Origin of the sequence: Streptomyces sp. NPDC088747 (assembly GCF_044751025.1) — a bacterium.
Taxonomy (GTDB): Bacteria; Actinomycetota; Actinomycetes; order Streptomycetales; family Streptomycetaceae; genus Streptomyces.
Map to the genome: position 1 here is coordinate 83221 of NZ_JBIVKZ010000025.1, position 15787 is coordinate 99007.

Sequence of the window (15787 nt, forward strand, 5' to 3'; positions counted from 1 at the left end):
TGCCATGCCCGAATCCGGTACGTCGATCACGGAGATCCCCCTGACCGAGGCGACTCCCGTCATCTCGGTGAAGCCGGTGGTGCTGGAAGCTCGCGGACGAGGTGAGGACCTCCGGGTGCGGATCTCGGCGCCGGCGACCGGGAGCGAGCTGCCGATAATCCTCCTCGCGCACGGCCATGGCTCGTCGCTGGACGGCTATGGTCCGCTGGCCGACTTCTGGGCCTCGCACGGCTTCGTGGTCATTCAGCCCACCCACCTCGACTCCAGGACCGTGGGGCTTCCCCAGGACGACCCCCGCGTTCCGCGCATCTGGCGTTCCCGCGTCGAGGACATGAAGCACGTCCTCGACCAGCTCGATGTGCTCGAAGCCGCCGTTCCGGGTCTCGCCGGCCGGCTCGACCGTACCCGCATCGCGGCGGCCGGGCACTCCTTCGGCGGCCAGACCGCGGGCAGCCTGCTGGGCCTGCGTGTCCACGACCCGGTCGACGGGAGGCTGGAGGACCTGTCCGACACCCGGATCAGGGCGGGCGTGCTCCTCGCCACCGCCGGTAGGGGCGGCGCCGACCTGACACCGTTCGCGGCCGAGCACTTCCCGTTCATAAACCCGGACTTCGCGAACATGGCCACCCCGGCTCTCGTCGTCGCCGGGGACAAGGACGACTCCCCGCTGACCGTCAGGGGACCGGAGTGGATGTACGACCCGTACGTCCTGAGCCCCGGTGACAAGAGCCTGCTCACCCTGTTCGGGGCGGAGCACTCGCTGGGCGGGATCGCCGGTTACGAGGTCCAGGAGACGACGGACGAGAACCCCGAACGCGTCGCCCTGGTCCAAAGGGTCACCTGGGCCTACCTCCGCCACGCGCTCGGCATCGACGACACCGCCTGGGCCGCCGCGCGGAAGGCGCTGTCCGACGGCACGAACCCGCTGGGCCGACTCGAATCCAAGTGAGGCCCCGACTCCGCTGACAGCAGGCGCGGTTGAGGCCGCGGTCGGCGGGCCGGGACGACCCCGAGGCTCCCCGGGGACGTCACGCCGCCGGGGTGTCCAAGGGGCGAAGCTCGTCGGCGTACGAGACGGAGATGCGGCGCATCAGGCCGTCGTCGGTGATGTCGTACTGACCGAGGCGCCACAGCGGAGGTGAGTACGCGTGGACGGAGACCGCGTCGTCCGTCGCGCCGGTGAGGCGGTGGATGTGTTCGGGACCGAAGCAGAAGGAGTCGCCCGCGCCGACGGTGACGGACAGGTGGCTGCCGCCTATGCGGGGGTTGGACTCGTCCAGGGCACCTTGGACGACGGCGACCGCTCCGGAGGAGATGTCGTGGTCGTGCCAGCCGGTGTCGTTCTGCCGGGTCCAGCACAGCAGCCAGACGTCGACGTACTCGTCGCGGTAGAGCGACGCGTAGTGGCGGTCCTGGTCCGAGAAGGCGACCTGTTCGCGCCAGAGGTCGGGGCGGCCGGCGAGCTCGTCGACAAGTGCCTGGAGTTCGCGTTTGTCGAGGGCACGCTGTGGCAGGGCCTGATACGTCACGGGGTGGATCCCTTCAGCAACCGGGCGGGGTTGACGGTGCGCAGGGCGTGGACGGCGGCGTCCGCACCGAGGTCGGGGACGGTGAGAGGTCCGTAGGGGCGGTCGCTGCCGCTGACGACCACGTCGATACCGACGGCGCGGACGAGCGCGTCGACCGCGCGTGTTCCGTACGACGAGGTCTCGTAGAAGGCGTCGAAGTCGATCTCGCCACGCCCTCCGCCGCGGGTCGCGAGCCGCTCGCCGTGCAGCGGGGCCAGGCCCGCGAGGGCGGCGAAGCAGACGCGCAGCCGGGGGTGCCGGGCGCGGCCGAAGGCGCGGAACGCGAACCAGGACGCGTGCAGTTGCGCGAGGTAGGGGACCAGGGCCGGCCACCAGGACGGCGCGCCGGGGGTGAGCGGCGCGGCACCCGGGTGGATGAAGAGCGGCTTGTCGTGACGGGTGAGGACGTCGAGGAGGGAGGCGCAACGGTCCCAGCCCGCCGCGTCCAGCAGGGCGTCGGCGGGGAGTTGGAGACCCCGGCAGCCGCGCCGCAGTTCCCGGTCGACCGCTTCGGCCGCTTCCGCCACCGGCGATGACAGGCAGGGGGAGGCCCACACCCCGAAGGGCGCCGGGAGAGCCAGCGCACCGTCGTGGAACGCGGTGAGCAGCTCTGTCGCCTCGATCGGCGGCAGGTGTTCGACGCCGAGCGGGCTGGACAGCGAGACCAGGGCCAGGTCCAGGCCGTCGCCGCGTGCCAGTGCGGTGCGCGCAGTGATGTCGTGGTCGGCGGGGTCGACCTCGTAGGGCGGCTCACCGGCCAGGTACAGAGTCCAGCCGTCGAGGCGCGGCGGCGCGGTGCGGGCGCGCAGGAGTTCGACGAAGTCGGGCGGCCAGATGTGCTGGTGGACATCGGTGAGCACGCGGCGGTCCTTGGGGAAGTGCTTGGCAGGGGTGGTTCGAGCGGGTGGTTAACCGCTTAACTTATGCGCTTAACTTAAGCGGTTAACAACGTGGCGTGTCAAGGGTGCGCTGGATGAGGGGGCGGCCCCGGTAGGCTTCCCGGTATGGCCAGGCCGAATAAGCGCACCACCCTCCGGGAGGTGGCCGAGGCCACGGGCCTCTCCACCGCAGCCGTCTCGTACGCCCTGCGTGGCAAGCAGGTGTCGAAGGAGACCGAGGAGCGGGTGCGCAAGGCTGCCGCCGAACTCGGTTATGAGGCCGACCCCATCGCCCGCGCCCTGGCGAGTGGTCGCACCAGCATGGTCGGCGTCCTCGCGGGCGACCTCCAGGACCTGTGGCAACAGCAGTTGATGGCCGCGATCGGCCGGGAACTGCTCGCCGGCGACCGCTACGCGCTGATCCTGGACGCGGGCGGCGACCCCGACCGCGAGTTGGTGCTCGCCAAACAACTGCGTGACCAGCGTGTCGACGCGCTGCTGGTGTCGCCTGTGAATCCGGCGGCCGAGGGCTGGGCCGCTATCGCCGAGGCGCTGCCCGTGGTGGCCGTCGGGGACTCGCTCAGCGCGGCCCGGACGGCGGGGCAGGTCATCTTCGACAACCGCGCCGGTATCGACGCCGTGCTGCAGTACCTGCACGGTCTCGGGCACCGCCGGGTGACGGTGCTGACCCCGACTCGGCCGAGCACACCGGACCGGCCCGCCGACGTGTACGCGCGCGAGGCAGCCGAGCGGCTTGGGCTGCGGGCCGAACTGGTCCCCTGCCCACAGGAGTTGGGCGAGGCGACAGCGGTCGCGCGCCGCCTCCTTGAGGGCCCGCGGCCCGCGACGGCCGTCTTCTGCTTCTCCGACTCCCTGGCGTACGGCGTGTACGCGGCCGCGGCCGAGGTCTCACTGGAGGTCGGCCGGGACGTCTCCGTGGTCGGCTTCGACGATCACCCGGTGTCCCGGGTGCTGACCCCGCCGCTGACCACGGTGGACTGGGGGCTGGCCGGGATCGCCGACGAGGCCGCCCGGCTGATCGTCGCGGCGATCGAGGGGAAGCGGGTGCGCAGGAAGCGGATCCTCTGTGCGCCGCGGATGAGCGAGCGAAGCTCGGCGGTACGGATGCAGGGTTCCTGAGAGCGTGCTCGTCACGGGTGCGCGGCGGCGGGACCCCTCTTACCGCCGCACATCGGTGACTTCGGCCTTTGTGCCGTGAACTCTGCTTCTCCTGGCTTCCGTTGACCCGGGCGTGCGGGCATTGCCGCCCACACGCCCGGGAGGGCACAGAGCCCTGGTTGTGGCTACGAACCGGCCACCGTCCGCGGCACGTTGTACCCCTCGACCCGGAGCGCGGGACGTCCTGAGGGGAGGGAGTCGGCGGGCCAGGAGAGGCTTATCTCGCGTGACTCGTCGGGCAGCAGCCATATGTAGTTGTCGCCGTACAGCGTCGGCAGGACGCGAGAGCCGGACCTGCCGTCCAGCAGGGACAGCCGCACCATCGCCGCGACGGCCGAGCCGCGGTTGTGGATCCGGGCCGTCGCCGCGCGCCGCGACCCCGTCCGTGTCACCTGCCCGATGTCGGCGGACACCTTCACGGACCTGGCCTTGTTGAGCGCCTTCATGTCGGACGCCTGGCGGTAGCGCCAGTACGTGTTCTGCGAGAGGAGCCGCCCCCGGCGGTCCTCGAGACGGAGGCGCAGGAGGTGGAAGTCCGGCAGGGAGCCGGTGAATTCGGCGGTGAACGCCTCGGCCGTGGCGGACGAGGCGACGTCCACCGTGGCGCGCCGGGTCGATCCGAGCTGCTTGCCGCCCAGGTCGTAGGCGCGAGCGGTGACCGTCACGCCGTCCAGTCTCCGCGCGGTGTGGTTGACGGCGATGACCTGCCAGGTCCTGGGGTCGGCCTGGACATGGAGGGGTTCGCAGGCGGCACGGGAGCCGTAGTACATGCCGTTGACGTCGAAGTCGTAGTCGTACGTCTGCCACACCGTGCTGTGCCAGGCCGGGTGGGACATCCAGAGCATGAGGCCGCTGGCGTCCTTCCACAGGTTCTGGTTCCACGCCTCGAACATGGCGCGGGCGTTCTCGTAGTTGACGAACTGGGCCTTGCGCGCGAAGTCGTCGAGGCCCGTCGCGGTGTCGAGCCGCGCCTCGATGGCCGCCTGGTAGTTCTGCGGGGCCTGGTTACCCCGGGTGCTCCAGTCGTGGTAGAGCCACGCTCCGCCGATCGGCCACTCCGGCTCGTCGCCGACGAGGTTGCGCATGCTCTCGGCGGTGGACACCACCGGCATGCCGATCTCCGTGTGGAAACCGAAGTTGCCGCTGCCGTAGGTGGTGGGGGAGAAGTAGCGGTCGGGCTCCACCCAGCCGTAGGGGCCGCCACCGGTGATGATGCCGCCCGCGGAGTTGTTCTGGTAGAAGATGCCGGGCGCCTCGTCCCGGACCGCCTCGCGCATGCCGGTGTCGATGGCCTCGGGCGGGTTGCCCTCGTTGGCGCCGCACCAGACGACGACGCTGGGGTGGATCCGGTAGCGCCGTACGGTGTCACGCGCCAGGTCGTTGTAGGCCGTGTGGTCCGGCGGGTCCATCCCCCAGGCGTTGGGGAAGTCGTTCCACACCAGCAGGCCGTGCTCGTCGCAACTGGCGAAGAACTCCTCCCGGTTGCTGGACGCGACCCAGTTGCGGATCATCGTGAAGTTCATGTCGCGGTGCATCCGCACGGCGGCGTCCATCCGGGCGGCCGGCATCCGGCGCAGCAGTTCGTCCCAGCCCCAGTTGCCGCCGCGGCAGAACACCCGTACACCGTTGACGCTGATCTTCAGCGGGTCCGGGGTGTTGTCCACGGACTTGACGTCCGTCCAGGTGTCGCCGTCGTCCGACACCTGGATGACGTACGTCTTCGGGTACGCCGACTCCCACACGATCGTCACCCGGTCGAAGGAGACGGCCTCGCCGAGGTCGACCCGGATCCACTGGTCGTCCCGGTACTCCGAGGACCAGCGGGAGTTGGGGTCGCCGTCGGTCGCGTGCGAGGCGTCGTTGCCGGGGTCCACGCTGGAGGCGGTGGCGGTCTTGTGCAGGGCCAGGTCGGTACCGGGGGAGGCGCTGTCGACGACCGAGAGGGACCACAGGGAGGTTCCCCAACTAGTCGCCCGTGCACCGCAGTTGATGCGTACGTACCGTGAGGTGTGGGCGGTGAAGTCCACCGACTGGAGGCTCGCGGCGCCGCTGTTGAACGGCAGGGGCACCGCGCCGTTGTCCACCGACCCCGCCTCGGTCCACGCCGAGCCGTGGAGACCTCCACGACGAACGTCTTGGCGTACGCCTGCTCCCAGGACAGGTCGACCCGGTCGAAGGCGACGACGGATCCGAGGTCCACCTGGATCCACTGGTCGTCCTCGAAGGCCGAGGACCAGCGGGAGCCCTGGTCGCCGTCGGTCGCGTTCGAGGCGCTGTTGCCGGAGTCCTCCGTGGAGGCGGTGGCCGTCCTGTGGAGGGCCAGGTCGGTGCCTGCCGCCGAGGCGCTGTCGAACACCGAGAGGGACCACAGCGAGAAGCCCCAACTCGTCGCCCGGGTACCGCACTTGACCCGCACGTAGCGGGCCTGCCGCGCGCCCAGGGACACCGGCTGGGTGTACCGGTTGCTGCTGCCGCCGAACGGCAGCGGCACCGCGTACTCGTAGCCGAACTCCCGTATGCCGAACCGGGTGGTACGCCGGTCGCTCTCCTGGCCGTCGACCGCGGCGGTCAGCGTCAGGTCGTGCAGGTCGGGCCGGCCGTAGCCGTTGGGCCACCACAGCTTCGGGTCGCGCAGCCGCAACGCGGCGAACGATGACGGTGCGAAGGTGACATCGGCGCTCTCGCCGCCGGCCACCGTGACCGACCGGGACACGCGTACGTCGTCGAAGGCGGCCGTGACGGTGATCCGTCTGCTCGTGGAGTCCACGTTGCGGACCGGGACCACGATGGTCACCTCGGCCCTTGAGGTGTCCGGCAGGTCGGGGAGCCTGGTGTCCACCCGAGGGTCGCCGATGACCGCGTGGCCCGTCGAGCGCAGCCGCACGTGGTTCCAGATGCCGGAGACCCGGTCGCGTACCGCGGGCATCCAGTCCCAGCCCGAAGCGGCCAGGTAGGTGGGCGAGTTCTGGTTCATCATGGTGGCGCCGGCGTCCACGAAGGCGAGTCCGGCGGTGCCCTTGTCACCGGGGCTGCCGGGGAACGGCATGGGGGTGATCCTGACGGCCAGGGCCTGTTCGCCGCTCCCGGCGAGCAGCTTCGTCACATCGTGCGTGGAACGGGCGAAGGGGTACGTCAGCCCGCCCACCTTCCGGCCGTTGAGCCAGACCTCCGCCGTGTGGTTGACGCCGTCGAACTCCAGCCAGATGTGCCTGCCCGAGCCGGTACGCAGGCCGCGCGGCACCTCGAAGCCGCGCCGGTACCACCACGAGTGCCGCGACAGCGCCTCCGGGATGTGCAGGTTGTTGAAGCCCTCCACCGGGTCCGGGAGATGGCCCTGCTCCACCAGCGAGGCAAGGACCGTCCCCGGGACTGTCGCCGGCAGCCACCGGCTCGTGTCCACGTCCGGCCCGGACAACCGCTCGCCGTCCCCGTCCGCCCAGTCGTCCATGGTGAGCGTCCAGCCGGACTCCAGCGGGACCGTGCCGTCGGCGGCCGTCCTGAGCGCGGGCGCCCGGTGGTCGTGGGTGCCCCAGTCGGTCCAGCCGGTCGCCGACGGACGGTGTCCCTTCGCCGTGCCGTAGACCTCGAAGCCGTTCAGGCCCAGCGGGTTGGCGTTGGAGCGCTTGGTCACCGTCATCCGCACCCAGCGGGCCACGACGGGTTCGCCCGGCCTGATCTCGACGACGCCGCCCTTGCCGGACGTGGTCCGGTGGATGACGGTCCACGCGCGCTGGTCGCGGGAGGTCTCGACGACGAACTCCACGGCGCAACTGGAGAGGATCTCTTGACCAGTTGTGCGATCACGGGGATTGCCGCCGGTTGAGGGGACGAAGACCGGGTCGTCGGCCGTGGCCTCGAAGGTGAGGCGTACGAAGTCGAGCTCGCAGTCCGCCTGGAGGTCCACCGATATCCACTGCGGGTCACCGTCTGCCGCACGCCAACCGGTGCCCTTGACGCCCACGGAGTTGACCTTGTCCACGACGAACTCGCCGGGCGTGGGCGCGTAGTCGGTGGACGACACCGAGATCGGGCGGTAGGCGGCGAGTTCACGAGGCGCGTCGCCGGACGCCGACGGGGTGGCGGCGTAGCTGCCCTGGGGGAGCACGAGACCCAGTCCGAAGCCTGCGAGCAGGGTGGAACCGGTGGTCAGGACCCCGCGGCGAGAAGGGCGGGGCGGCTGAGACGACATGTGCGGTGGTCCAATCCTACGGTCCCGAAGGGGAGCAAGTGACCTGTGTGCGGGTGGTGATGACAACGTTGCCAAAGAGTCCGTCCCCGCTGATCGCCTGTCAAGGTCTCCCGCACGAATCGCCTTTGCCGGCATCGCGAGGTGGTGCCGCCCGAGCCCTCCGGGGGCGGTCTCGCGGAGCGGCCATGGGTCCGGACCGTTTCCTGCCGGGGTGTGCGTATGCCGGGGGAGTGCGGTTCGCCCGGTCCTCGCACGCGGCGCCTTGTGGTCCGCCTTGCGTGCGGCGTCTTCCGGTCCGCCGTGCCCGGGCGTCTTCCGGTCCGCAGGGCGGGCCCCCACCGGGCTGACCGGCGGCGACGGGGATAACGTGGCCGCGTATGAGCGTGAAGCTTCCCCTGGACGCGGTGCCGCGTCTGACCGGCGCGGTGGTCCTCGGCGCCGCGGTCGGAGTCGCGGTGGCACTGCCGACGGACGTCCTATTGGGTCTGCTGGCTGGAATCGCCGCGACGGAACTCTTCTTCGTCCTCGCCGGCTGGCTGGTGCTGTGGCCGATGGACGCCGCGGCCACCCGCCGCAACGCGCGGCGCGAGGACTTCCGGCCCGTGACCGACGAGATCGTCGTGATCGCGGTGGCGCTGTGCGGGCTGTCCGCGATCGTGCTCCTGCTTCTGCGTGGCGGCAGGTCCGACGACGGCCACACGGCGGCCGTCACGGCTCTGTGCGGGGTGTTCCTGGCCTGGTCCGCGCTGCACCTGATGTACGCCACCCGTTATGCCTACGTCTACTACGAGAAGAACGGCGGAATCGACTTCAATTCCGCGGAGCCGCCCTCGTACCGCGACTTCTTCTACTTCAGCTACAACCTCGGAATGACCTATCAGGTCTCCGACACCGACGTCTCGAGTTCCGCGATCCGTTCGATCGTGCTGAGGCACTCCCTGCTGTCGTACGCGTTCGGCACCAGCATTCTCGCCACGGCCATCAACGTGGTTGTGGGCATTGTCAGTGGCTGACGCACAGCGGCCCGTGCCGTTCCTGTGCGGAATTCCCCGGAACACAGCAGGATGGGGAGAGGAACCGGCCGTCCCGCGCGCGTCGGAACTTCCCACGTCTCATGAGGAGGCCGACCCTTGGTCGACCGACAGGCCGTGATCTCCCGACCCGCCAGGGCCACCGTGTTCCTCGTGCTCACCGTGACACCGGGCCGCGAGGACACGGTCCGTGACCTACTGGAGGACCTCTCTGGGCTGCGCCGCTCGGTCGGGTTCCGCGCGCCCGGCGACCGGCTCGCCTGCATCGTCGGCTTCGGCTCGGATGCCTGGGACCGGCTGTTCAGCGGGCCCCGCCCCCGAGAACTCCACCGGTTCGTCGAGCTGAACGGCAGCCGTCACCGGGCCCCGTCCACACCGGGAGACCTGCTGTTCCATTTCCGGGCCGAGCGGATGGACCTCTGTTTCGAACTGGCCAGTCTGGTCATGGCGCGCCTTGACGGCGCGGTCGCGCTCGTGGACGAGGTCCACGGGTTCAGGTATTTCGACGAGCGTGACCTGCTCGGCTTCGTCGACGGCAGTGAGAACCCCGACGGGCAACTCGCCGTCGACTCCGTGTTCGTCGGTGAGGAGGACCCCGAATTCGAGGGCGGCAGTTATGTCGTCATCCAGAAGTACCTTCACGACATGACCGCCTGGAACGCCCTGCCTTCCGACGGCCAGGAGAAGGTCATCGGACGGACGAAGCTGGCCAACGTCGAACTCCCCGACGACGTCAAGCCCGCCGACTCCCATGTCGCGCTCAACGTCATCACCGACGACGACGGCAACGAACTCAAGATCGTGCGGGAGAACATGCCGTTCGGCACTGTGGGGGCGGCCGAGTTCGGCACCTTCTTCATCGGTTACGCCCGCACGCCCGACGTGACCGAGCGGATGCTGCGGAACATGTTCCTCGGAGACGGAACGGCCCCTTACGACCGTATTCTCGACTTCTCGACCGCGATCACCGGATGCCTCTTCCACGTGCCGACCGTCGACTTCCTCGACGACCTTCCCGCCGCCCCCGGCGAGGAGGAGGCGGACGTCCCCGCCGTCGCCGGCGTATCCGGCGAGGACGGGGCTGACCCCGTTCCGGCCGATCCCGTCGAGCGGGCGGCGGCGGACGGATCACTGCGGATCGGCAGCCTCAAAGGAGTCCGAACATGACCACGTTCGACGGCAGCGGCAACCTGCACCGCGAACTCGCGCCGATCACGCCCGCCGCCTGGGCCGAGATCGAGGACGAGGCGCGCCGCACCTTCCGGCGCAACCTTGCCGGACGGCGCGTCGTGGACGTCACCGGCCCCGACGGCCCCGGACTCGCGGCCGTCGGAACGGGCCACCTGGCCCGCATCGACGGGCCGTCTCCCGGAGTCACCGCGCGGCTGCGCGAGGTCCAGCCCCTGGTCGAGCTGACGGTGCCGTTCCGGGTGAGCCGCGCCGCCGTCGACGACGTCGACCGGGGCGCCAAGGACTCCGACTGGCAGCCGGTGAAGGACGCCGCCCGCGTCATGGCGTTCGCCGAGGACAGGACCGTCTTCGACGGATACGCGGCGGCGGGCGTCGAGGGTCTGCGCAAGCGCACGTCCAACCCGGTGCTCGCGCTCCCCGCCGAGCCCCGCGACTTCCCCGACGCGGTCAGCCACGCCCTGACCACACTGCGGCTGGCCGGCGTCCAGGGCCCGTACGCCCTGCTGCTGGGAGCCGAGGCGTACACGGCGGTCAACGAGACCTCCGACCACGGCTACCCCATCGCCGCCCATCTGGGCCGGATGCTCGACGGGGAGCTGATCTGGGCACCCGCCATCGAGGGCGCCTTCCTGCTCAGCACCCGCGGCGGTGACTACGAACTGCGGCTCGGCGACGATCTCTCCATCGGCTACACCTCTCATGACGCCGAGGGCATCGAGCTGTACTTCCGCCAGACCCTGACGTTCCTCGTCTACACGGACGAGGCCGTGGTGGCACTGGACCCGTGGACCGGTACGGGCTCGGCCTGACGGGGCTCGATGCCGTGCGGGACATGGCCTGATCCCGTGCGGGGCATGGCCTGACCTGGCCTTATTCCCTCCCCGCGGAGTGCCCGGATCGCCGGTGCCCGCTCCGGTTGCGGAGCGTCAGGGGGCGCGAAAGGGTGGAAAGAGGCAACGCCACCGGGAGGTGGTCATGTCCATGTCGTCGTACGGTTTCGGCTCGTCCGGCCCTCTCGGTGACTCGTCGGGCCGGTGACGCGCGGAACGAGCAGGGCGGCACGACGGACGACGAGTGACGGGACGGAGGGCACCTGACGGTGAAGGCGTGTTCGGGCGCAGGCGAGTGCCCGGCCAGTCATCGAGGGAGACAGCGCATGTCGCACCACAAGTCCAACCGAGCTGTCGAAGGCGACCCGGACCACGGCCACAGCAGGGGTATGCCCCGGCGGGTCGACGAGGACGAACTCCAGGCGCGTACGGAACGCGACCGGCGCGCGGCCGGTCTGTCGGGTGGCGCCGCGGAGGACCCGGAGGCCGAGTACAGGGAAGCGCGCGAGGAGATCGACCGCGAGGTGGGCAGCGGTGAACTCCGGTCGGGCAGGACCGGTCGGCGGTCCCGGGAGGCGTTCCCGCCCTCCGGCTACGAGGGCTGAGACGCGCTGTCCGAACGGCCGGGCTCTCGCCCCCGCACGTGACTGAGCCCATGGTTCAGGACGACTGAACTCATGGGCTCCTCCGGCCTGTTGTGCGGAGCCGGGCGACGCGTGGGGTCACACGTGGGGCGGCGGTCAGGGGATGCGCGCGACCGCGGAGTAGATGCCGCTGCCTTCGGGGGCGGGTGCGGGCGTCGTCTTGAACCATTCCGTGGCCGTCGTCAGGCCGGGCTCGACCAGCTCCAGACCGTCGAAGAAGCGGGCGACCTCCGAACGGGTGCGGAAGCCGAGCTTGATGCCGCTCTTGGCGTACTGGGCGGTGACCAGGTCCGACAGCTCCGGAAAGAGGTCGGACGCGGCATGCGACAGCACGAGGTAGCTGCCGGAGGGCAGGGTCGCGATCAGGTTGCGGACGATGCCGTGGGCGTCCTGCTCGTCGGGGATGAAGTGCATCAGGGCGATCAGCGACAGCGCGATCGGGCGGTCGAAGTCGAGTACGGCGCGGGCGCGTTCGAGGATCGCGTCCGGCTGGCGTACGTCGGCCTCGATGTAGTCGGTCGCCCCGTCCGGGTGGCTGATCAGCAGCGCTTCCGCGTGCCGCAGCACGATCGGGTCGTTGTCCGTGTACACGATCTTCGCGGTCGGCGCGATCTGCTGGACGACCTGGTGCAGGTTCGGCCGGGTGGGGATGCCGGTGCCGATGTCGAGGAACTGGTCGATGCCCTGTCCGGCGAGCCAGGCGGCCGCCCGGTGCATGAACTGGCGGTTCTGCCGGGCCGCGTCACGCGCCTCGGGCGGCAGCTTCTCGCCCAGGGCCTCGTCCACGGGGTAGTTGTCCTTACCGCCCAGGAGCCAGTCGTAGACCCTCGCGGGGTGAGCCGTGCTGGTGTCGATGTGCGGAGGGTGGGGTGCGTCGGTCGTCATGGCGGGCTCCGGCGTGAGCGGGGGTCATCAGTGCTTGCGATCACCGTAGTTTGGCACAGCGTTTCGACTGCCTGTGCGGGGAGTTGGTGGACGGTTGGCGAGCGGGTGGTGCCCGTGACCGACCGGTTCGTCATTGGCGGGGTCCAAAGGGGGCGGTCTTCGGCGCTTCCGTGAGTTCACATGGATGAACTCCTGTCACGTGGGTGTACCTCGATGTGGTCAGCGTGCGAAACTCCTTCAACTTCCCTACGGCGGCGACCAGTTGGAGAGGCAGGCGACTGTGAGTATTTCCCGGCGAACGGTGCTGACTACGGCGGCCGGTACCGCGGCGGCGTACGCGTCCGCACCGCAGGCGGCACAGGCGGCGGCAGGTCAGATACCAGGGGCGGCAAGTCAGGTACCGGCGGCGGCAGGACGGGTACCGGTGGAGACCGCGCGTACGTTGCGCGAGGCGGCCGACTACGCCGTGGACAAACTCCGCGCGGTCGCCCCAGGAGTGAGTGCCTTTCCCGTCGGGACGAAGTTCGAGAAGTGGACCTACTCCCAGAACGGTGACTGGGTCGGCGGATTCTGGCCGGGCACACTGTGGATGGCCTGGCTCCACAGCGGGGACGGCCAATTCCGTACGCTGGCGCTCGACTCGGCGAGGAAGCTCGCTCCCCGTCAGTACGACACCGGTACGCACGACCTCGGTTTCCTCTTCTATCCGTCATGGGTGACCGCATGGCGACTGACGGGAGACGACACCTGGCGGGCGGGTGCCTTGAAGGCGGCCGACTCGCTGATCCAGCGGTACAACCCGCGCGGACGTTTCCTCCGGGCGTGGGGCTCGCTGAACGATCCGAACAACGCGGGCCGGGTCATCATCGACACGATGATGAATCTCGACCTGCTCGCGTTCGCCGGCCGGCAGACCGGTGACGCCAAGTACCTTGATATCGCCGTCGAGCACGCGAAGACCGCTCAGCGGGTGTTCCCGCGAGCCGACGGATCGACCCCGCACGTCTACGACTTCGACCCGGTCACCGGCGCGCCGATCGGCCCCGGCACCGTGCAGGGCTACAGCCCCACCTCGTGCTGGTCGCGCGGACAGGCCTGGGGTCTGTACGGGTTCACCACCATGTACCGGCGCACCGGAAACCAGCAGTTCCTCGCCACCGCGCGGAAACTCGCCGACTTCGCGGTGGGCGCGCTGACCGAGGACCACGTCCCGGTGTGGGACTTCCGCGCCCCGCAGCAGCCCCATGACATCAAGGACGCCTCGGCAGGCGCGATCATGGCGTGCGGGCTGCTCGACCTGGCCGTGGCGACGGGCAGGCAGGACTACCGCGCGGTCGCGCTGCGGATACTCACCGCGCTCTCGCAGACCTGCCTGACGGAGAAGTCGGCACGGGCCGAGGCGGTCGTGGCCCGCTGCACCCGCAACCGGCCTGCCGAGGACGGGATCGAGGTGTCGCTCCCCTACGCGGACTACTACCTGCTGGAGGGCATTCTGCGGGTGCTGCGACCGCAGGACGTGGACCGGGCGATCGATCTGTCGACCGTCTGAGGCGCCTTGGGAGTACGGGGGTACGGAGAGCCCTGGGAGCGAGTCCTGGGGGACTGGGACTACTGACTCACGGGGCTCAGGTGGCTCAGGTGGCGGGTGTCGGCTCCGGTTCCGGCACTTCGGCGGTGACGGCGCGGATGGTGTCCCGTAGCCAGCGCTGCCCGAGGTCGCCGTCGAGGCGCGGGTGCCAGGACATCTGGTAGTGCAGCGGACGGATCTCTTCGGGGCCCGTGTGATGCGGACGCCGGGGTCCTGGCGATGCTGCGCGAGCAGTCGGGCGGGCGTTTCTCCCGGCGACGGGGACAACTCTGCGCCGCACTACGCGGGCGGCGCCGCGAGCGCCGAGGCGGTCGTCGACTCGATCACCGCGGCCGGCGGCACGGCGGTGGCACTGCCTGGCGACGTCGCCGAGCCGGCCGAGATGGCCGGGCTCTTCGACGCCGTCGAGGAACGGTTCGGCGGACTCGACTCGGTCGTCAACACGGCGGGGATCATGCTGCTGGCCCCGCTCGCCGAGATGGAACTGGAAGCCTTCGACCGCATGCACCGGGTCAACGTCCGGGGCACGTTCGTGGTCTCCCAGCTCGCCGGCCGCCGACTGCGCCCCGGCGGCTCGCTGATCAACTTCTCCACCTTGGTGACCCGGCTCCAGCAGCCCGGCTACGGCGGGTACGCGGCGACCAAGGGCGCGGTCGAGTCCTAACCCTGATCCTGGCGCGCGAACTGCGCGGCCGGGACGTCACCGTCAACGCCGTGGCCCCCGGACCGACCGCGACCCGGCTCTTCGTCGAGGGCAAGAGCGAGGAGTTGATCGCCCGGATCGCCTCCGCCGGACCTCTGGAGCGACTCGGCACCCCCGAGGACATCGCCGAGGCCGTCGCCTTCCTGGCCGGTCCCGGCGGCCGCCGGGTCAACGGCCAGGTGCTGTTCAGCAACGGCGGCATCGCCTGAGCCCCGCTCGCCCACGCCCACTGCATGCCGCCTCTGTCGTCGAGGAGGCGGCACTGGCCCTCGACCAGGTCGCCGCCTTCATCACCGCCCACGTGCGCCCGGAGCACTGACACGGCGCTGTACGGACAGCTACGGCTTCTGAGGGACGACAGGCCGCCGCGTACTCGTCGTCACAGGCCGGCGAGCAGGTCGTCGAGCGGGGCGGGTACCTGGCCGGGGGCGAGTGCCTCGACGAGTACGCGACCGTAGTGGATCTTCCGGCCCTTCTTCGTGCCGAGGAAACGGCGCAGCTGCTGCTGTGAGGTGCGGCCCTGTTGCGCGGGCTGGTGCAGGAAGGTCTTGAGGGCGCGTTGGTCGCCCTCCGCGCGGACGAGTTCCTCGACCCGAGCCGTGCCCAGTGCGCGGATGAGTTCGTCTTCGAGATCCGCCGCGCAGACGAAGAACTCCTGCTCCGGAGCGCCGGCCTGCTCCAAGGCGCGGGCGTAGTAAGGACGTTCCCTCTCGTCGCACAGGCCGGTGAGGCGCAGGCCCAGGCCGGACGGGCCGAGGAGCTGGGCGAAGCGCCCCACGCTCATCGCTCCGCCCATCGGCAGGACGCAGATCCCTTCGGCCGCCAGGTTCCGGCCGCGCCTCTCGGCCAGCGCGCCGACCGCCGCGGCGTCGCTCGGACCTTCGAGCAGGACGGCCGCCCGGACGGGCAGCCGCTCGGCCAGTTCGTGCGCGGTGTCACCGGGGCCGCCGGCCGCCCACGCGATGACAGTCTCCTGGAACGCCCCCATGTCGGTCACAGGAGGAGTCTGCGTCTTTCCCCGCGGCCACGGTAGGGATTTTCTGTCGAGTGCCTCTCGGTGGTGGGCGGCCCCGACCCTCGGACCTCCGAGGTTCACACGGG

Annotated in this window: 11 protein-coding genes and 2 pseudogenes; 8 read left to right on the forward strand and 5 right to left on the reverse strand. The window is 70.3% G+C overall.

What is annotated here, in order from left to right:
• Window positions 1-4: 4 nt before the first annotated feature.
• Window positions 5-949 (forward strand): alpha/beta hydrolase family protein, encoded by a 945-nt coding sequence (locus ACIP79_RS39610; RefSeq protein ID WP_401232105.1) that lies wholly within the window; start codon window positions 5-7, stop codon window positions 947-949.
• A gap of 79 nt (window positions 950-1028) precedes the next feature.
• Here ACIP79_RS39610 and ACIP79_RS39615 read toward each other — a convergent pair whose 3' ends face one another.
• Complete coding sequence (locus ACIP79_RS39615) at window positions 1029-1529, reverse strand: cysteine dioxygenase (protein ID WP_401232108.1); 501 nt, start codon at window positions 1527-1529, stop codon at window positions 1029-1031.
• Window positions 1526-2428 (reverse strand): amidohydrolase, encoded by a 903-nt coding sequence (locus tag ACIP79_RS39620; protein WP_401232111.1) that lies wholly within the window; start codon window positions 2426-2428, stop codon window positions 1526-1528. Before ACIP79_RS39620 ends, ACIP79_RS39615 begins: the two co-directional genes overlap by 4 nt.
• Before the next feature lie 144 nt (window positions 2429-2572).
• Here ACIP79_RS39620 and ACIP79_RS39625 point away from each other — a divergent pair, with 144 nt between their 5' ends.
• The gene (locus ACIP79_RS39625; RefSeq protein ID WP_401232114.1) at window positions 2573-3586 is read left to right on the forward strand and encodes a LacI family DNA-binding transcriptional regulator; all 1014 of its coding nucleotides are present in this window, start codon (window positions 2573-2575) and stop codon (window positions 3584-3586) included.
• 164 nt (window positions 3587-3750) lie between these two features.
• Here ACIP79_RS39625 and ACIP79_RS39630 read toward each other — a convergent pair.
• Window positions 3751-7814 (reverse strand): annotated as a pseudogene (locus tag ACIP79_RS39630) (discoidin domain-containing protein).
• A 377-nt stretch (window positions 7815-8191) separates the two neighbouring features.
• Between ACIP79_RS39630 and ACIP79_RS39635 the strand changes: the two are divergent.
• The 4 genes from ACIP79_RS39635 to ACIP79_RS39650 all read left to right on the forward strand — a co-directional run bounded on the left by ACIP79_RS39635 (window position 8192) and on the right by ACIP79_RS39650 (window position 11471).
• Window positions 8192-8827 carry a DUF1345 domain-containing protein gene (locus ACIP79_RS39635; RefSeq protein WP_401232117.1) on the forward strand — a complete coding sequence of 212 codons (636 nt, stop codon included), beginning with the start codon at window positions 8192-8194 and terminating at the stop codon, window positions 8825-8827.
• A gap of 117 nt (window positions 8828-8944) precedes the next feature.
• On the forward strand, window positions 8945-10012 hold the full coding sequence (locus ACIP79_RS39640) for a Dyp-type peroxidase (RefSeq protein WP_401232120.1): 1068 nt from the start codon (window positions 8945-8947) through the stop codon (window positions 10010-10012).
• Window positions 10009-10845, forward strand: a complete 837-nt coding sequence (locus tag ACIP79_RS39645; protein ID WP_401232122.1) for a family 1 encapsulin nanocompartment shell protein — start codon at window positions 10009-10011, stop codon at window positions 10843-10845. Before ACIP79_RS39640 ends, ACIP79_RS39645 begins: the two co-directional genes overlap by 4 nt.
• Before the next feature lie 347 nt (window positions 10846-11192).
• On the forward strand, window positions 11193-11471 hold the full coding sequence (locus ACIP79_RS39650) for a hypothetical protein (protein ID WP_401232125.1): 279 nt from the start codon (window positions 11193-11195) through the stop codon (window positions 11469-11471).
• 135 nt (window positions 11472-11606) lie between these two features.
• Here ACIP79_RS39650 and ACIP79_RS39655 read toward each other — a convergent pair whose 3' ends face one another.
• Window positions 11607-12395 (reverse strand): SAM-dependent methyltransferase, encoded by a 789-nt coding sequence (locus ACIP79_RS39655; RefSeq protein WP_401232128.1) that lies wholly within the window; start codon window positions 12393-12395, stop codon window positions 11607-11609.
• Window positions 12396-12819: 424 nt separating this feature from the next.
• Here ACIP79_RS39655 and ACIP79_RS39660 point away from each other — a divergent pair, with 424 nt between their 5' ends.
• Both ACIP79_RS39660 and ACIP79_RS39665 read left to right on the forward strand, forming a co-directional pair.
• Window positions 12820-13944 carry a glycoside hydrolase family 88 protein gene (locus tag ACIP79_RS39660; RefSeq protein ID WP_401232131.1) on the forward strand — a complete coding sequence of 375 codons (1125 nt, stop codon included), beginning with the start codon at window positions 12820-12822 and terminating at the stop codon, window positions 13942-13944.
• A 235-nt stretch (window positions 13945-14179) separates the two neighbouring features.
• A pseudogene (locus ACIP79_RS39665) lies at window positions 14180-14895 on the forward strand (SDR family oxidoreductase).
• 170 nt (window positions 14896-15065) lie between these two features.
• Here the strand turns inward: ACIP79_RS39665 and ACIP79_RS39670 are convergent.
• Window positions 15066-15683, reverse strand: coding sequence for a TOPRIM nucleotidyl transferase/hydrolase domain-containing protein (locus ACIP79_RS39670; protein WP_401232134.1), 618 nt, complete (start codon window positions 15681-15683; stop codon window positions 15066-15068).
• Window positions 15684-15787 lie beyond the last annotated feature (104 nt).